Consider the following 20180-nt stretch of genomic DNA (forward strand, 5'->3'; position numbering starts at 1 on the left):
GAAGCGGCGCAAGGGTAGCAGCATCAAGCAGCATGAAAGCAATCTGCCATCGTTCAATTTTGCCTGACTGAAACGGTCATGTTCCCGGCACCCGCTCAATACTAGGCTGTCGAAAGCCGTACGATCTGATACAGGCGTAGGAATTTCCTACATCTCTAGTCGTACAAGCAGGGGTAACCGCTACAGCGTTATACTCTGCCGCCTGAACTCACTAACGGACTAAAAGGACTCGCCCATGAAAGCGTTCGGCAAAATCCTGGGACTGGGGCTTCTCGGGTTACTGCTGATCATCGTGGCGCTGGGCTTCGCCCTGACCCACCTCTTTGATCCCAACGACTACAAAGACGAGATTCGCCAGCTGGCACGCGACAAGGCTCACATCGAACTGACCCTCAACGGTGACATCGGCTGGAGCCTGTTCCCATGGCTGGGCCTGGAGCTGCACGAAGCCAGCATCGCTACCTTGAACAACCCCAAGGAGCCGTTCGCCGACCTGCAGATGCTTGGGCTTTCGGTCCGTGTGCTGCCGCTGCTGCGCCGCGAAGTGCAAATGAGCGACGTACGTGTCGAAGGCCTGAACCTGACCCTGACGCGTGACGAACAGGGCCATGGCAACTGGGAAGACATCGGCAAGCCGCTGCCCGCGCAGAACGGCGCAAGCACCGATGCATCCGCACAGGCTCCTGCCGAGCAGAAGCCTGCGACCGCCGAAAGCAACGACCGCGCCATCAAGCTGGACATCGACAGCCTGACCGTGAACAACGCCCGCGTGCAGTACACCGATGCCAAGACCGGCCACAGCTACAGCGCCGAAAGCATCCAGCTGAGCACCGGCCCGATCCATGAAGGCGCAAACATCCCGCTCAAGGCCAGTGCCTTCATCAGCGCCAGCCAGCCGAGCATCAAGGCCCGTACCGAGTTGGCCGGCGAATTGCGCTTCGACCGCAAACTCAAGCGCTACAACTTCGAAGACATGCGCCTGTCGGGCGAAACCTCGGGGGAGCCTACCGGCGGCAAGACCGTGACCTTCGCCGCCCAAGGCCAATTGCTGGTCGACCTGGCCGCCAATGTCGCCTCGTGGAACGGCCTGAAAGTCTCGGCCAACCAACTGCGCGCCCTCGGGGAGCTGAACCTGCGCGATCTGGACAAGGCACCCCAGCTGAGCGGCGGCCTGTCCATCGCCCAGTTCAACCTGCGCGCCTTCCTTGAAAGCATTGGTCGCCCGCTGCCGGCCACCAACGATCCGGCCGCCTTCGCCAAGCTGGAGTTGGTCACTCGCCTGCAGGGCACGCCCAGCAGCCTGGCCCTGGAAGACCTGGCAGTGAAGCTGGACGACAGCACCTTCAGCGGCCGCGTGGCCGTCGAAGATTTCGCCAAACAAGCCCTGCGCCTGCAGCTTAAGGGCGACACCTTCGACGCCGACCGCTACCTGCCGGCCAAGAGCGAAGAGGCCAAGGGCGCCACCGCTGCGCGCCAGGCCGAGGTCAAGCAACAAGAGGCCAGCGCCGTAGCCAGTGCCGGCACCACACCACTGCCCAACGCCCCAACGCAAGTGGCCTGGAGCGACGACAAACTGCTGCCGATCGACCGGCTGCGCGCCCTCGACCTGCAGGCTGACCTGGCCTTCGGCTCGTTGACCCTGGACAAGCTGCCGATCGAAGGCGCCCAGCTCAAGGCCGTTGGCCAAGGCGGCCTGCTGACTCTGCAAACCCTGCGCGGAGAGCTGTACAACGGCACCTTCGAAGCCAAGGGCACGGTCGACGTACGCCCTGCCGTGCCACAGCTGGGTGTGAGCACCAACATCCAGCGGGTGCCGGTGGAGCACTTCATCAAGACCGAAGGCAAGGAGCAGACACCACCGGTCAAGGGCCTGCTGACCCTGACCAGTGACATGACAGCCACCGGTAACAGCCAGAAGGCACTGGTCGACACCCTGAACGGCAGCGCAAACTTCACCATCAACGACGGCGTGCTGGTCAATGCCAACCTGGAACAGCAGCTGTGCCAGGCCATCGCCACGCTCAATCGCAAGACGCTGAACAGCGAGCCACGTGGCAAGGACACCCCGTTCCAGGAACTGCGCGGCAGCCTGGTGGTGCGCAATGGCGTCGCCAGCAACCCGGACCTCAAGGCGCGCATCCCTGGCCTGACCGTCAACGGCCATGGTGACCTCGACCTGCGCGTGCTGGGCATGGACTACAACATCGGCGTAATCGTCGAAGGCGACCAGCGTGCCATGCCGGACCCGGCTTGCCAGGTCAACGAACGCTATGTGGGTGTTGAAGTGCCCCTGCGCTGCCGTGGCCCGCTGGAACTCGGCGCGAAGGCCTGCCGCCTGGACCAGAACGGCCTGGGCAAGGTTGCCGCCAAGCTGGCCGGCAACCGCCTGAAAGACAAGATCGATGAAAAACTTGATGAAAAACTTGGAGACAAAGTGAGCCCGGAACTGAAAGACGCGCTCAAGGGGCTGTTCAACCGATGAGCCCCGAGCAGTTCTCCAGCGCTGTGCTGGACTGGTATGACGAGCACGGCCGGCACGACCTGCCCTGGCAACAGGGCATCACGCCGTACCGCGTGTGGGTGTCGGAAATCATGTTGCAGCAGACTCAGGTCAGCACCGTGCTCAACTACTTCGACCGCTTCATGCAGGCCCTGCCAACCGTGCAAGCCCTGGCCGAGGCACCGGAGGACGAAGTGCTGCACCTGTGGACGGGCCTGGGCTACTACACCCGCGCACGCAACCTGCAAAAAGCCGCCAAGGTCGTCGTCGAGCAACATGGCGGCGAATTCCCGCGCAGTGTCGAGCAGCTTACCGAGCTGCCCGGCATCGGCCGCTCGACTGCCGGCGCGATCGCCAGCATCAGCATGGGCATCCGCGCACCGATCCTCGACGGCAACGTCAAGCGCGTGCTGGCACGCTACACCGCCCAGGCCGGCTACCCCGGCGAACCCAAAGTTGCCAACCAGCTATGGGCCACCGCCGAGCGTTTCACCCCGCAACAACGCGCCAACCACTACACCCAGGCGATGATGGACATGGGCGCCACGCTGTGCACGCGCAGCAAGCCCAGCTGCCTGATCTGCCCGTTGCAGCGCGGCTGCGAAGCGCACCTGCACGGCGAAGAAACCCGCTACCCCGAGCCCAAACCGCGCAAGGCGTTACCGCAACGGCGCACACTGATGCCACTGCTGGCCAACCACGAAGGCGCCATCCTGCTTTACCGCCGTCCTTCCAGCGGCCTGTGGGGTGGTTTGTGGAGCCTCCCGGAACTGGACGACATCGCCCAGCTCGACGACCTGGCCTACCAGCATGGCCTGCGCCTGGCTGGCCGCCACGCCATGGACGGCCTGACCCATACCTTCAGCCACTTCCAGCTGGCAATCGAACCCTGGCTAGTACGCGTCGACCCGGTCGGCGAGCACGTGGCCGAGGCCGACTGGCTCTGGTATAACCTCGCCACCCCGCCGCGTCTGGGCCTCGCCGCCCCGGTGAAAAAGCTGCTTGAACGCGCGACCGACGAACTGATTGCAGGAGACGCCCGATGACTCGCACCGTGATGTGCCGCAAGTACCAAGAAGAACTACCCGGCCTGGAACGCCCGCCCTACCCCGGCGCCAAGGGCCAGGACATCTTCGAACACATCTCGCAGAAAGCCTGGGCCGACTGGCAGAAGCACCAGACCATGCTGATCAACGAAAAGCGCCTGAACATGATGAACGCCGAGGACCGCAAATTCCTCCAGGCCGAAATGGACAAGTTTTTCGCCGGCGAAGAATACGCCCAGGCCGAAGGCTACGTTCCACCGGCCGAATGACCCCAAAAATCGTAAGCGACGGAATTAATTTAAAATTTTTTCAAAAAGTCGTTGACGAGCGGTCCGGAAATCTATTTAATTCACCTCGTCGCCCAGATAGCTCAGTCGGTAGAGCAGAGGATTGAAAATCCTCGTGTCGGCGGTTCGACTCCGTCTCTGGGCACCACCTTCAAGCTTCTGGTGGTTGCAAAGTTACCCGAAGCGACAACAAGAAACCCGCCTAGTGCGGGTTTTTTGTTGCCTATGATTTTTTAACTTCACGCGACTTCGAAGAACACCCGATTTCACAACGCAACCTGAAGGCTCGCCATGCAATCGAGAAACCCGCAGCCATAAGCAGACTGCGGGTCGAACCTTACTCGTCCGACATGGAACGAAGATGCTCGAATGCATCCTCGGTCATGTGCCCGAGGTAGGAGATGCTGTGCAACCGAAGGTGGCCGTGTTGCTTGCCTTTTTCGATGACGGCAGCGATGTCAGCCTTTGTAATCCTCTGTTCGTCGCAACCGGCGAAACCGGTTGGATAGTAAACCCTGCCATCGTCCGTGTAGCCGTACAGGGTGACCAGATAAAAGTGCTTCATGACTCCTCCTTTGCAGCGCAAACGTGCGCATCACTCACAGACGCCGAATTGGCGCGGTGACAGGCTGCCAGCCAGCATGGCTGGCAGCGGGAGAGAAGCTACGCAGGGCCCACGGTTCGCATAATCTGGATATGTATCCCACAGACATCTCAAGCGGCAGCGCCCGGGAGCACTGCTTGGGTTTATCGGGCAATTGCGCTTCAATACGCGCACTTTCAGACACACCCAAGGATTTGCCCATGGCCACCCCTACCAAGCAACAGAAACGCGCCAAGCGCGCCGCCAGCAAGGCCAAGCAGAACCGCATGGTACGCAGCGGCCAAGCGGTCAAGGCCAGCGCCGGCGACAGCGCAAGCGTCGAGCAGGTGTACAACAAGGCCATGGAGTCGGGCAGCTACGACGCGATGTTCAACAAGATGAAGGAAGCCCAGGAAGGCGGCCTGGTGCCAATGATCTCGGTGTTCCTGGTAGATCCGCTGCTCGCCCTGGTGCTCAAGGGACACAAGGAAGAACACGCTACCGACTACATCGTGCTGGTGTTCAACGCCTACCGCAAATGGCTGGACGGCGCTGACGAAGAGACCACCATGGCCTGGCTGGAGAGTGATGAGTTCCAGGAAGCCTATATCGCCGCTTCCGAACTCGTGGCCAAACAGCAGCAACAGCAGAAGCAGTTTGGCTGACAGGGCCATGTAACCTGTTGTGGCCTCTGCGCGCCCCCTGTAGGAGCGGGTTTACCCGCGAATATGACGGCGGCTGCGACGGTAATCAGCCAGGGAAATTGGCCAGCAGGCCCGGCCCTTTCGTGGGTAAACCCGCTCCTACGGGCCTGTGGTGAACCTGCGGACTTGCCCGCGAAAGGGCCGGGGCAAAAAAAGGCCGCACCCTTCACTGGGCGCGGCCTTTTCATTTCAGCCAGCGCAGATCAGCTGTCCAGCGCCGCCCGCCCGGCAGCCTCGCGCTTGCGGTGCACCAGCAAGCCAGCCGCCACCACAGCAATACTCAGCAGCGCAGTCGCAATGATCTCTACACGGTGATCCTCACGCAGCGCCATTACCGCAAGAATGGCAACGATGAATGCAATGGTCGCCCAGGTCAGCCCCGGGAACAGCCACATCTTGAAGGTAATCTTTTCGCCACGGGCTTCACGCTGGGCGCGCATGCGCAGTTGCGACACAGCGATCACCAGGTACACCAGCAGCGCAATGGCGCCAGAGCTGGCCAGCAGGAACTCGAATACCTGGGCCGGTGCCACGAAGTTGGCGAACACGCAAAGGAATGCCGCTGCGGTGGACAGCAGTACCGCCACATGCGGGGTCGCCGCCTTGGTGGTGCGCTGGGCGATAGCCGGGGCGTCGCCACGCTTGCTCAGCGAGAACAACATGCGCGAAGACGTGTACAGCGCCGAGTTCAGGCAGCTGGTCACGGCAATCAGCACGACGATGTCGACGATCAACTTGGCATTCGGCACACCGATACGGCTCAGCACGGTCTGGTAAGAGCCAGCCTCGGCCAGGGCCGGGTCGTTCCACGGCACCAGGGCCACGACCAGGAAGATCGACACCAGGTAGAACAGGCAGATACGCCAGATTACCGAGTTGGTGGCACGGCTGATCTGCTTGCCCGGGTCCTTCGACTCGGCAGCGGCAATGGTGACGATTTCAGTACCCATGAACGAGAACATGGTGGTCAGCATGGCTGCCAGCACTGCGCCCAGGCCGTTGGGCATGAAGCCCTGGGTATCGAACAGGTGGCTGGCACCGCTCACCTGGCTGTTCGGAACAAAGCCGAACAAGGCAGCACAGCCCACGGCGATGAAGCCGATGATCGCCAGCACTTTGAGCAGGGCAAACCAGAATTCGAACTCACCGTAGTTCTTCACACTGCACAGGTTGGTAAGTGTCAGTGCCAGGGTAATGATGAGGGAGAACGCCCACAGGTCAACCGCCGGGAACCAGGCATGCAGAATGGCCGCGGCGGCGTTGGCCTCCAGCGGAATCACCAGCACCCAGAACCACCAGTACAGCCAGCCAATGGTGAAACCGGCCCAGCGCCCGATGGCGCGGTCGGCATACGTAGAGAACGAACCAGTGTCAGGCGAGGCGACTGCCATTTCACCCAGCATACGCATCACCAGCACGACCAGCGTACCGGCGGCAGCGTAAGCCAGCAGCACGGCAGGGCCGGCAGCTGCGATGGCGTGGCCGGAGCCTACGAACAGGCCGGCACCGATAACGCCAGCGATGGACAGCATGGTCACATGCCGTTGCTTGAGCCCCTGAGCGAGGTCATTGGAATTGTTACCGCTCATTGAAACTACCTTTGTAAGGAGTGGACCACGCCGACTGCGGATACAGAGCGCGCCAAGGGTTGACCTAGGCGTCGCTGCAATCGGCGGTTTCCTGCTGGCAATAAACGCGCCAGGTGCTAAATGCATTCGTCAGAAAATTCTACAGGCCTTTCAGGAGAGGGCTTGGAGGGCTTTCGGCCAATGCCTGACCGAAAGGGCATCAAATGAGCGGATTACTGAAATACCCACTTACAAACGCACCAAAGGTGCTCCTCGGTAACACCTTTGCACCAGCGCAATACAAAAAGTGCAACCCATGGGTACAACCTCATGATCTCAAAGAGGCATTCGCGGGATAACCCGTTCCTACGGCCAAAAGGTCGGGTTTACCCCTCCAATGGGCCAAAACAGCTTCCATGAGCCGGCCAAAGCTGGCACCATCGCGCCTTTTTTCATCAAGGCTCTGGTGCTGGGCGACACCTTCGCGGACATCTGCGCGACGTTACGCTGTAGCGATGCGACAAACTGCCCCACCAGTGCCCCCAGTCCCCGGCGACCCTGTTGGCCGTCATAATGCCGCTATGCTAGCTTGGCGCACGCCAGGAAGGCCGCCAACAGCTGGGAACGCACCCGAACACATGAGGACCGCACATGGCTCAGGCCACGCCCGCGCTGGAAATCCGCAATTTGCACAAACGCTACGGCGAGCAGGAAATTCTCAAGGGCATTTCGCTGACCGCTCGCGACGGTGACGTGATCTCCATCCTGGGGTCGTCCGGCTCCGGCAAGTCCACCCTGCTGCGCTGCATCAACCTGCTCGAGAACCCGCACCAGGGCGAAATCCTGGTCGCCGGCGAAGCCCTCAAGCTCAAGGCCTCCAAGAATGGCGACCTGATCGCTGCCGACAACCGCCAGATCAATCGCCTGCGCAGCGAAATCGGCTTTGTCTTCCAGAATTTCAACCTGTGGCCACACATGTCGATCCTCGACAACATCATCGAGGCGCCACGCCGCGTGCTCGGCCAAAGCAAGGCCGAGGCCATCGAAGCAGCCGAAGCGCTGCTGAACAAGGTCGGCATCTACGACAAACGCCACAGCTACCCCGCCCAGCTTTCCGGTGGCCAGCAACAGCGCGCCGCCATTGCCCGTACCCTGGCCATGAAGCCCAAGGTCATCCTGTTCGACGAGCCTACATCGGCCCTCGATCCGGAAATGGTCCAGGAAGTGCTTAACGTTATCCGCGCATTGGCCGAAGAAGGCCGTACCATGCTGCTGGTGACGCACGAGATGAGCTTTGCCCGCCATGTGTCCAGTGAAGTCGTCTTCCTGCACCAGGGCCTGGTCGAAGAGCAGGGATCGCCGCAGCAGGTCTTCGAGAACCCGACCTCGGCGCGTTGCAAGCAATTCATGTCCAGCCACCGCTAACGGAGCAATACATGCACACCTACAAGAAGTTTCTCCTGGCAGCTGCTGCCACGCTGGTAATGTCGGCAAACGCCATGGCCGCAGAAAAACTGCGCATGGGCATCGAAGCCGCCTACCCACCGTTCAACAACAAGGATGCCAGCGGTAACGTGGTTGGCTTCGACAAAGACATTGGCGACGCCCTGTGCGCCAAGATGAAAGTCGAGTGCTCGGTCGTTACCTCCGACTGGGACGGCATCATCCCGGCCCTGAACGCCAAGAAGTTCGACTTCCTGGTGTCGTCGCTGTCGATCACCGACGAACGCAAGCAGGCTGTGGACTTCACCGATCCGTACTACTCCAACAAGCTGCAGTTCATCGCGCCGAAAAACGTCGACTTCAAGACCGACAAAGCGTCGCTTAAGGGCAAGGTCATCGGCACCCAGCGCGCCACCCTGGCCGGCACCTACCTTGAAGACAACTACCCGGATGTCGATGTCAAACTCTACGACACCCAGGAAAACGCCTACCTTGACCTGGTTTCCGGTCGTATCGACGGCATCCTCGCCGACAAGTACGTGCAGTACGAGTGGCTGAAAAGCAAAGACGGCTCGAACTTCGAGTTCAAGGGCGAGCCGGTGATGGACAGCGACAAGATCGGCATTGCCGTGCGCAAAGGTGACACCAAGCTGCGCGACGACCTGAACAAAGCCCTGGCAGAAATCAAAGCCGACGGTACGTACAAGAAAATCAACGACAAGTACTTCCCGTTCAGCATCGAATGATCCGCCCTGACCGGCGCGCCCTTGCGGCGCGCCAGTCCCTAAAATGACCTGCCCATGAATATCGACCTGCACGGATTCGGTCCGGCCATGATGGCCGGCACCCTGATGACCGTAAAACTGGCGCTTTGCGCCTTGCTGCTGGGGCTGGTCCTGGGCCTGCTCGGCGCCCTGGCCAAGACCTCTCCGCTCAAGCCGCTGCAATGGCTTGGCGGCTTCTACTCGACCCTGGTGCGCGGCGTGCCCGAACTGCTCTGGGTGCTGCTTATCTATTTCGGTACCGTCGGGCTCATGAGCAGCCTCGGCGAAGCCCTGAACATGCCGGGCCTGGAGCTCAGCGCCTTCGCTGCGGGCGTCATCGCCCTCGGCCTGTGCTTTGGCGCCTACGCCACCGAAGTGTTCCGTGGCGCCATCCTGGCGATCCCCAAAGGCCACCGTGAAGCTGGCCTGGCGCTAGGCCTGTCCAAGGCCCGCATCCTCTCGCGGATCATCCTGCCGCAGATGTGGCGCATCGCCCTGCCCGGCCTTGGCAACCTGTTCATGATCCTGATGAAGGACACCGCCCTGGTGTCGGTAATCGGCCTGGAAGAAATCATGCGCCACGCACAAATCGGCGTGACCGTGACCAAAGAGCCGTTCACCTTCTACATGGTTGCGGCCTGCATCTACCTGGGCCTGACCGTCATTGCCATGACCGGTATGCATTTCATGGAAAAACGTGCCGCTCGCGGCTTTGCGAGGGCTGAACAATGAATTGGGAAGTCATCTTCAAATGGCTGCCACGCCTGGCCGAGGGTGCAGTCCTGACCCTGGAACTGGTGGCCATTGCCGTGGTTGCCGGGTTGATCCTGGCCATCCCGTTGGGCATCGCCCGTTCCTCGCGCCATTGGTACGTGCGCGCCGTGCCGTTCAGCTACATCTTCTTCTTCCGCGGCACGCCGCTGCTGGTGCAACTGTTCCTGGTCTATTACGGCCTGGCGCAATTCGATGCAGTTCGTTCCAGCTCGCTGTGGCCGTACCTGCGCGACCCGTTCTGGTGCACGGTGCTGACCATGACCCTGCACACCGCCGCCTACATCGCCGAGATCCTGCGCGGCGCACTGCAGTCGATCCCCAAAGGTGAGATCGAAGCGGCGCGGGCGCTGGGCATGTCGCGGGGCAAGGCGCTGTTCTACATCATGCTGCCACGCGCCGCACGCATCGGCCTGCCGGCGTACAGCAACGAAGTGATCCTGATGCTCAAGGCCAGTGCCCTGGCCAGTACCGTGACCCTGCTGGAGCTGACCGGCATGGCCCGTACCATCATCGCCCGCACCTACCTGCCGGTGGAAATCTTCTTCGCTGCAGGCGTGTTCTACCTGGTGATCTCGTTCATGCTGGTGCAAGGCTTCAAGCTGCTGGAGCGCTGGTTGCGCGTGGATGCCTGCCAAGGCCGCTGACATCTCCTAGCCATCTTCGCGGGCACGCCCGCTCCTACAACAGGCCTATGCTGAACCTTCGTAGGAGCGGGTTTCCCCGCGGACAGGCCCTCAACCCCAACACACATCCCCATGCCCAGCCCCCTCCACAGCCACCACCTCAGCACCCGCTTCCAGGCCCTCGACCAGTTCCTGATCGAGCACCAACAGCTGTGGAAACCCCGCCCCTTCACCACCCTGCAACTGCCTTGGGAAACCACCCACCCAGCGCTTGCCGCCCACCTGCGCCAATGTTCCCTGGCAGACGCCGAAGCCGACAGCGCCATTGACCGCTTGCCTGCCCCATTCCCGCAACTGGCCGAACAAGCCCGACAGCTCGCCACGCTCGGCAGCCTTGCGCAAACCAATCTACCGCCTGCCGCCCACCGCCTGGACGTCGCCGTCCCCGGCCGCAAATGGCAGCAGATCGAAGCCTTCGCCAGCCACCTGGCCTTCCGCGAGCAGCCCCGGCACTGGCTGGACTGGTGTTCTGGCAAAGGCCACCTCGGCCGTCGCCTGCTGCAACCCGGTCAACACCTGACCTGCCTGGAGTACGACGCCGACCTGGTCGCTGCTGGTCAGGCCCTGAGTGCACACCACCACTTGCAAGCACAGCACGTACATCAGGACGTGATGGCCAGCGACAGCGCTCGCCACCTGGCTGACGATAAAAGCGTGGTTGCCCTGCATGCCTGTGGCGATCTGCATGTACGCCTGATGCAACTGGCCAGCCAGCAAGGTTGCCGGCAACTGGCCATAGCCCCCTGCTGCTACAACCGCATCGCGGCGCAGCAGTACCAAGCGTTATCCACAGCCGCGCAGGCGTCGAGCCTGCAGCTATCGCTGGACGACCTGGGCCTGCCCTTGAGCGAAACCGTCACTGCCGGCGCCCGCGTGCGGCGCCAGCGCGACACCTCGATGGCCCGGCGCCTGGGCTTCGACCTGCTGCAACGCCAGCAGCGCCAGACCGATGAATACCTGCCGACGCCTTCCCTGCCGGTGGCCTGGCTGGAGAAACCCTTCGAGCAATACTGCCGTGACTTGGCTGAACTGAAGCAATTGCCAGTGAGCGGCAACCCGGACTGGGCAATGTTGGAAGCTGCGGGCTGGCAACGCCTGGCCGAGGTTCGGAACCTGGAGCGCGTACGCAACCTGTTCCGTCGGCCACTGGAGCTGTGGCTGGTACTCGATCGCGCCCTGTTCCTCGAAGAACAAGGCTATGACGTGCGCCTGGGCCTGTTCTGCGATTACCCACTGACCCCGCGCAACCTGCTCATTCTTGCGGAACGCGACGGTTAGCCGCAGCACAACCTGTGGATAAGTCTGTGAACAAGCTTGTGATTACCTGTTGGATCCAAGCGCTATTTCAAGCGCTTGGCTTATTCCTGCTTGCGGCTGCAGCCCAGTAAAAACAGGCGTTTGCGCAAAGACAAGCGGCGTAGCGATCCGGCATGCCTTTCGCTCAGGTCGCCGATGCCACTTGTGCATAAACATTTCTTGTGGTTAGCGCAAGCGCTGTTTGCGCGGTCATTTGTGGGAGCAGCCTTGCGTCGCGAAAGGGCTGCAAAGCAGCCCCCGCACTCTCACATTTTCAATGCGCCTTGCCCTTGGCAATCTCGATATCGTTCATCAGCGCCTTGGCCATGTCGCACAGGTAATCGGCTGCACCCAGGAATTTATGGTCGTCCTCCATATCCCCCTCGCGCACCAGGTGCTTGATGTAACCCATCAGGATCGAGACATGCTCGTAGGCCGCGTCGACGGGGACGCCGGGCTCTACGCGTAGGAGATTGAGGGATGGGTTACCGGCTGCGAGGAAGGTTTCCACGCCTGCGGTTGTGATTGGTTTGGGGCTGTTGGGATCAGAATCGATCGTTTTCACTTTTCAAACTCCCTAGTTCAAAAGGAGCTGCCGTGTTCATTCTTTCTCACGGAACAAAGGCGGCAACCGTGCACGAGGTGAGAAACCGAGTGAACGTAGGAAGCTCGGCCAGACCAAGGTCTGCCCGCGCACAGTCGCCATTACGCAGCCGATACGTTCAAAGTCGGGTTCTCACACCCGGTCGCAGAGCGACCCGAAAACGGTATCCGTGAGCCACTTCCCCGACAACAGCGTTACTTCGGCGGCGGGCGTAGGATACTTCCGAAGCATCCACACCCTGAAGCTTTTGACCCCATGGTTCAGAATTCACTTACACAGATAACCCGGCTTACCCGCCCCCGTGTAGGAGCGGGTTCACCCGCGAAGAGGCCACACCAGACAACACAAGGCTAATGCTCCACCGCCGCAACGGTGTATCATCCGCCCCCCAAATCATTAAAAAGTGACGTCGCGCGCTGCCCGCCAGCCCCGCGACCTTCTGGCGTTGCGCCAGAACCAACAATGGACCACCGGACCTGAGCATCGTGACCCGAGCCACCCCCCTCGCCCTGCTGACCTTCGCCCTGGCCCTGACCGGCTGCGCCGGCGGCACCTCGCCCCACCCCAACAGCAACCTGGGCTGGAACCACCCCGGCATGCAACTGGGCGGCGACAACGGCCTGCCCCTGCGCGCAGAAGCCCCGTGCCGCAAGCGCGGCTGCGACAACGACAAGCTGTTCTTCAACCCGGGTAAAAGCGAGCCTAGCGTCACCACCATGCACCGCGGCTGGTAGGAAAATTCTTCTTTTGGGCCGGTGACTTAGGTCTTTTGCGAACATTCGCAAGGAAGTGGTTTACAGGCGCCAAACGATCGCTATAATGACGCCCCATTGCCGGTATAGCTCAGATGGTAGAGCAACTGACTTGTAATCAGTAGGTCCCGGGTTCGATTCCTGGTGCCGGCACCATACGCAGTATCAAAAAAGGCTCACCGAAAGGTGGGCCTTTTTTGTTTTAACCCCCCCAGCCCCCAATCCCCTGCCTTACAGATGCCCTGAAGCCACCGCGATCGGTGTAGGAGCTGGCTTGCCTGCGATGGGCTGCGCAGCAGCCCCACCCCCCCAAGCAGATGCAATTCTCTGATCACAGCCCAGCTCAAAAACAGACACACCCTCCAACACAAACGCTTTGACTCGCCAACCAATCCCCACTACGATTTATCGTAAATTTTAGATATTTCTGCCGAGGCAAGCCGATGGCGCTTCAATTCCACGAAAGCCCTTTCCACGCCACCCACGACGCAGATACCGCCAGCAAAATGGCCTTGAAAATGGACTTGTCCATTTTCATCACTGACTGCATCAAAAAAATGGGCCTCAAACAGCATGATGCCGCAGCCAAGCTGAACGTAACCCAATCCCGCATATCCGAGCTTGCAAATGGCAAGATCGAGAAATTCACCTTGGACGCCATGATGGACATGCTGGACAAGCTCGGCTTTCGCACAACCCTGACCCTGCCCTCGAACGATGCCGGTTCACCGCCCCAGATCGTGATCACCCAAACGCCTGGCAACTAAACCCTGTATTCCATTTTTCTCAGTTCTTGCTTCAACTCCTTCATCCGCTGTTCGGCGACCTGCATCGCGTGCCGGTCGGACCTGTTGGTCGTTTTTACGAACGAATGCAACACCCGCCGCATGCAGTGGCCTTGCTTGGGCAGATCCACGCGATCACTAGCCAATTTGACTTGGTGTTCGCAGGGGTTGCCGCACTCAGGACGATGGGCTACGACACCAAGGTGGATATCTGCGGCCACGGGTTCCGAGCCATGGTGTGCAGTGCGCTGGTCGAGTCTGGGCTGTGGTCGGAGACAGCTATCGAGCCTGTCAAACCACCCCATGCATGAAGAACTCAACCGGTACGCTGAAAAACTCAGCAAAGCCCTTTATCTGGGCAACCGTCATCTTCCGCTTGTTGTTCAGAATCTCGGATACCGCGCTCTGGGTCGCTATCGCCGACAGGTCCTTCTGCTTCACGCCCCTGTCCGACAGCAGAAAGGCCAACGCTTCGGCCTGGCTCGCGAACGGCACCAATACAGACTCACTCTCATACTCGTAGACGCGGTCCGCTACCATCTCGGCAAAGCGTGCCGCAGCGTGGCCTTCGCTGTCCGCATGGGAGTAGAGCTCGTCGATCAAGGCCATGCGTGCCTCAAGCTCGGCATCATCCTTGATGGGGTCATGGCAGGCGGCCAGAAGCTGGGCCATGGTTGCCATCTGAGTGTTCAGGCCATCGAGCATGGGTGAAATATTAGCGATGAAGGCATCTCGTCCATTGGCTTCGATTTTATCCCGCTTCATGTTGTCACCTGTCGAATTGAAATATCGCGCTGCCCAGGTTGCTACCTGATATCGCTTCTGCACCACTTGTCGCACTCGGCTTGCGACAGAATGGCCTTGATGTAGAGAGTGCCCGTTCGCGCATTGAGCCACGCGATCAGGCGGCATTCGTTTTTCTTGATATCGAACACGTAGATATCAAGCGGCCCTTTGCGGCTGGCGGGCCTGAGTTTTGAGTGGGGGATGCGATCAACATTCCAGCCAGACACCGTGGCCCACGTCTGCCTCAACTGTTCAAAAGATTCAAACCGCAGCGTCGCCCTGTCGAAGGTCGTCAGCCACAGGCTTAGGGGCGCTTTCCACTGGTCGGGGGCTTCAATCGCCTTGGTAACCGCCGCTTTCGTTATGACCCGCATTGTGTTGTCCCGGCGCACCGACATAGGGTGGAAAATATCTCTGATCCAGATATCTATCAACCAGATATCTATCAACCAGATATCTGGATGCGCGATGTACGGTGACCTGGCGATCGTCAATGGATTGATGCCCGTCAAACGACGCGCAGGGCGAGGGGTTTACGTTCAGATCAGGTAGCCCTGAGGGAGGTTGAGCATGGCCAAGAGATTCCCCACAAACCCTCGCCACCCCGAGCGTATCTGCTGGGGTTGCGACCTTTACTGCCCTGCCAAGGCGCTAGCCTGTGGCAATGGCGCAGACCGGACCATGCATCCGGTGGAGCTGTTTGGTGAGGATTGGAATAGCTTCGAGGGCCAGCAGGAGAAGCCGGTTGAGCCAGGGCAAGCGGCAGAGCCCAGGTGAGAAAGGGCCGCTTGGCGGCCCAGCGCAGGCCTTGAACCCAGCGCTGGTTCCGTGTGCGGGCGTGCCCGCGACGCTGGCGATGCGGTTGCAGGCACCGGCTTCGCCGGTGTTCGCGGGTGAACCCGCTCCTACAGGTACAGCGCCAGGCCTTGTGGAAGGGCTTGATCAGAACGCGGTGCTTACCGTCAACGACAGGTTACGCGGGTCACCATAAATCGCCCCGGCATAGAACCCGTACTGGGTGTAGTAGTGCTTGTCGAACAGATTGTTGGCGTTGAGGCTGACGCTGGTCTCATCGGTCAACTGGTACTTGGCCATGGCATTCCAGATGGCATAACCGGACCAGTTCACGTCAGTGGCACCATTACTCACACCGTTGGTGGGCTGGCCAGCCGGGCTGGAGATGGCGCGGATGTTGCTCTGCGCAGTCACGCCGGCGCCCAGGGTCAGGCGGTCGAGCGGGCCGCTCAGGCGGTAGGTGGTGGAGGCCTTGAACAAGTGCGACGGGTCGCTGCGGCCGTCGCTGTCGACGCGGCGGAAGTGCAGGTAGGTGTAACCGGCGTAGACGTTCCAGTTGGGGGTCAGGGCGCCTGCGACTTCCAGGTCGATACCGTCGGTTTCCTGCCCGGAGCCGGCCTTGTAGGCGCTGCCGCCGGTCGGGGTGGTCAGGTCGCCGTCCAGCACAGCCTTGTTTTCCTGCTTGGTGCGGAAGTAGGCCGCCGAGGCGTTCAGGCGACCATCGAACCACTCACCCTTGATACCTGTTTCGTAGCTTTGCCCACGAATCGGCTCGACCTTGCTGCCGCTGCTGGTTTCAGACGTTTGCGGCGTGAAGATATCGGTGTAGCTGGCGTATACCGAGTAGTTGTCGTTGAGGTCATACACCGCGCCCAGGTAGGGGGTGACGATGCCGTTTTCTTCCTGGCTGCTGCGCTCGCCGGCCACGCTGCGGGTGACCGAAGAATAGTTGCTGGTGCGCACGCCAACGATCACCGACAACGGGTCGGTAATGCTCAGGCGGGTGGCGGCGTACATGCCCTGCAGGCGGGTGGTGGTCTTGCTGTGAAGGCCGGTGCGCGAGGCGATGAGGTCGTAGTCGTCATCCACGCCATTATGCCAGTCGGTCACCGGGAAGCCGTTGTTGGCGCGGAACTGGCAGCCCAGTGCAGGCGCGCTGGCCATGCCGTCGCCGACCATGGTGCAGGTGTACTGGGGTGACCAGCCGACGGTGCGGCTGTCGTTGTAGCCGACCATGGCCTGGTGGGTGCGGCCGAACAGCTGGAATGGGCCAGACAGGTCGATCTGCGCCGACTGCTGGGTGGTGTCGCTGGAGCTGTGCAAACCGTTCAGTACGGCGCCGCTGCCGTCCTGGTCCCAATAGCCACCATAGCTGCCGCGCCCGGCCGAGTTCACCTTGGCAAGGCCCCGGTGGTTCAGGGCTTCGGTGGTGGCCTGGGCGGCTTTCAGGCCCAGGGTCCAGTCGTTGTCGAAGCGGTGCTCTAGCGAACCGAACGCAGTGCGGGTGGTGTATTCGCCAAAGCTCCAGCTGGGCACCACGTTGGTGCTGCGCGGCAAGTCGGTCTTGCTGCCATCGCGGTACCAGATCGGGATGTTCGCGCCCCAGCCGCCACCCACAACCTTGTTGTACTCATACTGGTAACCGGCGCCCAGGGTGGTGGCGTCGTCCAGGTCGAATTCGAAGTTGGCCAACGCGGCGCGGGAGCGCTCGGACTGGTTGTCACGGAAGGAGTTGGCATCCTGTTGGGTCATCACGAAGCGCGAACGCAGGCGGCCATCTTCGGACAGAGGCAGGTTCAAGTCAGCCCCCAGACGACGCTTGTCCCAGCTGCCGTAAGTGGCATAGGCACTGCCGCCGAAGGTTTTGGTGGGTGCCTTGCGGATCAGGTTGACGGTTGCCGAGGGGTCGCCGGTGCCGCCCAGCAGGCCGTTGGCGCCGCGCACGATGTCGATGCGTTCGTACAGGTCCATGTTCAGCGCATTGCCGCTGCCACTGAAATCGGAACCGCCCTGGGTCTGCAGGCCATCGACCTTCCAGTTGCTGATCGAGTAACCACGGGCGCGGTAGTCGGTACGCCCACCCACCTCGGACTTGTTGGCTGTTACGCCTGGGGTGGTTCCCAGTGCCTGCTCGATGGTGTGGATGTCGCGGTCATCCATCTGCTGGCGGGTGATGGTGGTAACCGATTGCGGCGTCTGCCGTGGTGTCAGTGCCAGGCCTGTGGAGCTACGGGTGCTCTCGACCGTGTAGCCCAACTGGCCGGCCTCGTCGGCAGGCAATAATGCGCTGTCTTCGATCTGCGTGGCGTCCAGTACAAGGGGTTTGCCGTCGGCAGCCATTGCCCCACCGCTGATGGCGACGGCAACGCAGAAGGCCAGCGGCTTGAGGCGACTACCACTTTGACTGAAGGGGGTGAACACTGTCGGGATGCTTTTGGGATTCATTTGGGAAGGCTTCGTATTTGCAGATGATTTTTTGTTAGGATTCTAGGGATCAGCCCTCCGGGCTCCAGACCCGACATGTACGGGGATGTAATTGAACGTAACGAGCGCCACCGGCCCTCACCTAACAGGTGTTTTTCTGCATGAGCACGACCCTGCTGGTTGTCGATGATGACGACGAGATCCGCGAACTTCTTTGTGATTACCTGACCGATGCCGGCTACAACGTGCTGGCCGCAGCCGACGGTGAACAGATGCGCGACCAGCTGGCCCGGCACAAAGTGGAACTGGTGGTGCTCGACCTGATGCTGCCCGGTGAGGACGGCCTTAGCCTGTGCAGGCAGTTGCAGGCCACCCCCGGATTGGCGGTGATCATGCTGTCAGCCAAGGGCAGCACGCTGGACCGCATCATCGGCCTGGAAGTGGGCGCCGACGACTATCTGGCCAAGCCCTTCGAACCACGCGAACTGATTGCCCGGATCAAAGCCGTACTACGTCGTCCGCAACGCCTGGGCACCTGTGCCGAAGAGCCCGTGGTGGACGCCCAGCTGTTCGCTGGCTTTCGCCTGGAACACGTCAAGCGTCTGCTCACCCGCCCGGATGGCGAGACCCTGACCCTGCCGCGCTCCGACTACCGCGTGCTGCGCGAACTGCTGGAAGCCAACAACCGTGTGGTCTCGCGTGATCAACTGACCCGCAGCGCGTTCGGCCGCGACCACCTGCCCGACGACCGCTCGGTGGACATGTGCGTCAGCCGCCTGCGCCAGCAACTGCGCCGGGCGCCGGCGGGGGCCGCGCAAATCCTGACCATCCGCAACGAGGGCTACCTGCTGAGTATCGCCACCCTCGCGGCCGGGGCCTGACATGCGCTGGTTTCACCGGCTGTGGCCACGCACCTTGTTTGGTCAACTGCTGCTGATCATGGTCAGTGGCACGCTGGTGATCCAGTTGATGTCGAGCAGCATCTGGTTCGATGTGCGTTTCGCCCAGGCGCTAGAGGTGCCCGTGCGACTGGTTGCTGCACGCAGCGCCCCCCTGATTGCCCAGATCGACTGCCACGGCGGTACATTGCAGGCGCCAGCCCACTACCAGCTTCGCTGCGTCGAAAGCCTGCCTGCGCAAGAGCATGACGAGCGCCCTGGGCGCAGGCGGGTCGAGCTGTTGCTGCAGCAGGCCCTGAAGTACGAACTGGGGCATGCCCAGGACGTGCGCCTGATGAACGTGCAACTCACCGACGAACTGGGCCAACCGATCGTCTGGCGCAGCCTGTTCGGCCTGCGCACGGCCCAGGCGCATATCCAGTTCGCGGTGCCGTTGGCCAATGGCTACTGGCTGACCATTGCGGGCCAGGAACTGCAGGGCTGGAGCGGCGAGTCGGCGTGGGTGCTGATCAGCGATTACCTGCTGCGGGTGTATGCGCTGCGTATTGTCGCCGTGTTGCTGGTGTGCCTGATTGCCGTGCGCCTGTGCCTGCGCCCGTTGCGGCGCCTGGCCGATGCCGCACGCGGCCTGGGCAGTAACCTCGAACAGCCTCCCCTGGCACTGGATGGCCCGGAGGAGGTGCGCCAGGCGGCGCAGGCGTTCAATGCGATGCAGCAGCGGCTGATTGCCATGGTCAACGACAAGGCCTACTTCCTGGCCGCCGTGTCTCACGACCTGCGCACCCCACTGACTCGCATGCGCCTGCGCCTGGAGCGCTTACCCGATGACGAACACCGCCAGCGCCTGCGGCAGAACATCACGCAGATGGACGATATGATCGGTCAGGTTCTGGATTACCTGCGTGCCGGAGAGCAGCAGAATTTGCAGCAGGTGGACCTGGACCGGCTGGTGACGCGCCAGTGTGCGGACCTGGCGACTGACCAGGAACCACTGCCCGTGCACGGCCGGGTGAACAGCCTGCGGGGGGATGCCCTGCTGCTGCAGCGCTGCCTGCAGAACTTGCTGGTCAATGCGTTGCGTTATGCCAAGGATGTTTCTGTCACGCTGGAGCGAACCACCACAGGGGTATTCATCCACATCGACGACCGCGGGCCAGGGATTTCGCCTGCGCTGCTGCCGACCATCACCGACCCGTTCGTGCGCGGTGAGGGGTCGCGTAACCAGGCATCCGGCGGATATGGGCTGGGGCTGAGCATTGCCCAGCGGATCGCCACCAGCCATGGGGGTGAGCTGATGCTGTCGAACCGTGAGAGCGGTGGATTGCGGGTCAGCATACTGCTGCCTGGCTAACGCGATCTTCTGTGGGAGCAGCCCATCGCGATACAAGGCCGCCCACAACATAGGGCTGCGCAGGCCTGGGAATTCGCAATCAGGTAACAGTCTTTTACCGGTTACCCAGGTTTTCCGTCCCCTGCGTTTGCCTATC

General features: G+C 61.3%; 20 protein-coding genes, 2 tRNA genes and 1 pseudogene. 17 read left to right on the forward strand and 6 right to left on the reverse strand.

Annotation, left to right across the window (positions count from 1 at the left end; genetic code table 11):
• Positions 1-235 precede the first annotated feature (235 nt).
• The 4 genes from ACF8RA_RS16310 (at position 236) to ACF8RA_RS16325 (ending at position 3981) form a co-directional block, all read left to right on the forward strand.
• Positions 236-2482 carry an AsmA family protein gene (locus ACF8RA_RS16310; RefSeq protein WP_339534212.1) on the forward strand — a complete coding sequence of 749 codons (2247 nt, stop codon included), beginning with the start codon at positions 236-238 and terminating at the stop codon, positions 2480-2482.
• Positions 2479-3546 carry an A/G-specific adenine glycosylase gene (gene mutY, locus ACF8RA_RS16315; RefSeq protein WP_064615102.1) on the forward strand — a complete coding sequence of 356 codons (1068 nt, stop codon included), beginning with the start codon at positions 2479-2481 and terminating at the stop codon, positions 3544-3546. The genes ACF8RA_RS16310 and mutY overlap by 4 nt, the downstream gene beginning before the upstream one ends.
• Positions 3543-3815, forward strand: a complete 273-nt coding sequence (locus ACF8RA_RS16320; RefSeq protein WP_003255742.1) for an oxidative damage protection protein — start codon at positions 3543-3545, stop codon at positions 3813-3815. The genes mutY and ACF8RA_RS16320 overlap by 4 nt, the downstream gene beginning before the upstream one ends.
• Before the next feature lie 90 nt (positions 3816-3905).
• A tRNA-Phe gene (locus ACF8RA_RS16325) sits at positions 3906-3981 on the forward strand.
• Between the two features lie 189 nt (positions 3982-4170).
• On the opposite strand, the gene ACF8RA_RS16330 is transcribed toward ACF8RA_RS16325, so the two are convergent.
• The gene (locus ACF8RA_RS16330) at positions 4171-4398 is read right to left on the reverse strand and encodes a hypothetical protein (protein WP_176683584.1); all 228 of its coding nucleotides are present in this window, start codon (positions 4396-4398) and stop codon (positions 4171-4173) included.
• Positions 4399-4637: 239 nt separating this feature from the next.
• Between ACF8RA_RS16330 and ACF8RA_RS16335 the strand changes: the two genes are divergently transcribed.
• The gene (locus ACF8RA_RS16335; RefSeq protein ID WP_021782628.1) at positions 4638-5081 is read left to right on the forward strand and encodes a hypothetical protein; all 444 of its coding nucleotides are present in this window, start codon (positions 4638-4640) and stop codon (positions 5079-5081) included.
• 242 nt (positions 5082-5323) lie between these two features.
• Here ACF8RA_RS16335 and gabP read toward each other — a convergent pair whose 3' ends face one another.
• Positions 5324-6709 (reverse strand): GABA permease, encoded by a 1386-nt coding sequence (gabP, locus tag ACF8RA_RS16340; protein WP_176683585.1) that lies wholly within the window; start codon positions 6707-6709, stop codon positions 5324-5326.
• A 630-nt stretch (positions 6710-7339) separates the two neighbouring features.
• Here gabP and ACF8RA_RS16345 point away from each other — a divergent pair.
• The 5 genes from ACF8RA_RS16345 (at position 7340) to ACF8RA_RS16365 (ending at position 11630) form a co-directional block, all read left to right on the forward strand.
• Positions 7340-8113 carry an ABC transporter ATP-binding protein gene (locus ACF8RA_RS16345; RefSeq protein WP_176683586.1) on the forward strand — a complete coding sequence of 258 codons (774 nt, stop codon included), beginning with the start codon at positions 7340-7342 and terminating at the stop codon, positions 8111-8113.
• 11 nt (positions 8114-8124) lie between these two features.
• Entirely contained in the window at positions 8125-8877 is a 753-nt protein-coding gene (locus ACF8RA_RS16350) for an ABC transporter substrate-binding protein (RefSeq protein ID WP_176683587.1), read from the forward strand.
• A 54-nt stretch (positions 8878-8931) separates the two neighbouring features.
• Positions 8932-9627, forward strand: a complete 696-nt coding sequence (locus tag ACF8RA_RS16355; protein ID WP_103443351.1) for an ABC transporter permease — start codon at positions 8932-8934, stop codon at positions 9625-9627.
• The gene (locus ACF8RA_RS16360; protein ID WP_014589362.1) at positions 9624-10313 is read left to right on the forward strand and encodes an ABC transporter permease; all 690 of its coding nucleotides are present in this window, start codon (positions 9624-9626) and stop codon (positions 10311-10313) included. The genes ACF8RA_RS16355 and ACF8RA_RS16360 overlap by 4 nt, the downstream gene beginning before the upstream one ends.
• A gap of 111 nt (positions 10314-10424) precedes the next feature.
• Positions 10425-11630 carry a methyltransferase gene (locus tag ACF8RA_RS16365; RefSeq protein WP_176683588.1) on the forward strand — a complete coding sequence of 402 codons (1206 nt, stop codon included), beginning with the start codon at positions 10425-10427 and terminating at the stop codon, positions 11628-11630.
• 292 nt (positions 11631-11922) lie between these two features.
• Here ACF8RA_RS16365 and ACF8RA_RS16370 read toward each other — a convergent pair whose 3' ends face one another.
• Entirely contained in the window at positions 11923-12213 is a 291-nt protein-coding gene (locus tag ACF8RA_RS16370; RefSeq protein WP_003255753.1) for a DUF3077 domain-containing protein, read from the reverse strand.
• Positions 12214-12737: 524 nt separating this feature from the next.
• Here ACF8RA_RS16370 and ACF8RA_RS16375 point away from each other — a divergent pair.
• From ACF8RA_RS16375 to ACF8RA_RS16390, 4 genes and pseudogenes are all read left to right on the forward strand, one after another.
• Positions 12738-12986 carry a hypothetical protein gene (locus ACF8RA_RS16375; protein WP_176683589.1) on the forward strand — a complete coding sequence of 83 codons (249 nt, stop codon included), beginning with the start codon at positions 12738-12740 and terminating at the stop codon, positions 12984-12986.
• Between the two features lie 98 nt (positions 12987-13084).
• Positions 13085-13160: transfer RNA gene (locus tag ACF8RA_RS16380), tRNA-Thr, on the forward strand.
• Between the two features lie 287 nt (positions 13161-13447).
• A complete protein-coding gene (locus ACF8RA_RS16385; RefSeq protein ID WP_176683628.1) occupies positions 13448-13771 on the forward strand; it encodes a helix-turn-helix domain-containing protein in 324 nt (107 codons plus the stop codon).
• A 53-nt stretch (positions 13772-13824) separates the two neighbouring features.
• A pseudogene (locus tag ACF8RA_RS16390) lies at positions 13825-14076 on the forward strand (hypothetical protein); the annotation flags it as partial.
• A gap of 4 nt (positions 14077-14080) precedes the next feature.
• On the opposite strand, the gene ACF8RA_RS16395 reads toward ACF8RA_RS16390, so the two are convergent.
• Both ACF8RA_RS16395 and ACF8RA_RS16400 read right to left on the reverse strand, forming a co-directional pair.
• Entirely contained in the window at positions 14081-14554 is a 474-nt protein-coding gene (locus ACF8RA_RS16395) for a type II toxin-antitoxin system HigA family antitoxin (RefSeq protein ID WP_176683629.1), read from the reverse strand.
• Between the two features lie 41 nt (positions 14555-14595).
• Positions 14596-15087 (reverse strand): type II toxin-antitoxin system HigB family toxin, encoded by a 492-nt coding sequence (locus ACF8RA_RS16400; protein WP_256122343.1) that lies wholly within the window; start codon positions 15085-15087, stop codon positions 14596-14598.
• 58 nt (positions 15088-15145) lie between these two features.
• On the opposite strand from ACF8RA_RS16400, the gene ACF8RA_RS16405 reads away from it, so the two are divergent.
• A complete protein-coding gene (locus ACF8RA_RS16405) occupies positions 15146-15352 on the forward strand; it encodes a DUF3079 domain-containing protein (protein WP_176683630.1) in 207 nt (68 codons plus the stop codon).
• Positions 15353-15517: 165 nt separating this feature from the next.
• Here ACF8RA_RS16405 and ACF8RA_RS16410 read toward each other — a convergent pair whose 3' ends face one another.
• Positions 15518-17815, reverse strand: a complete 2298-nt coding sequence (locus ACF8RA_RS16410; protein WP_176683631.1) for a TonB-dependent siderophore receptor — start codon at positions 17813-17815, stop codon at positions 15518-15520.
• Positions 17816-17955: 140 nt separating this feature from the next.
• On the opposite strand from ACF8RA_RS16410, the gene ACF8RA_RS16415 reads away from it, so the two are divergent.
• Entirely contained in the window at positions 17956-18675 is a 720-nt protein-coding gene (locus tag ACF8RA_RS16415) for a response regulator (protein WP_176683632.1), read from the forward strand.
• Between the two features lies 1 nt (position 18676).
• Positions 18677-20044 carry an ATP-binding protein gene (locus ACF8RA_RS16420; protein WP_392487985.1) on the forward strand — a complete coding sequence of 456 codons (1368 nt, stop codon included), beginning with the start codon at positions 18677-18679 and terminating at the stop codon, positions 20042-20044.
• Positions 20045-20180 lie beyond the last annotated feature (136 nt).

The sequence above is a fragment of the Pseudomonas sp. FYR_5 genome, from assembly GCF_043106315.1.
Taxonomy (GTDB): domain Bacteria; phylum Pseudomonadota; class Gammaproteobacteria; order Pseudomonadales; family Pseudomonadaceae; genus Aquipseudomonas; species Aquipseudomonas putida_Y.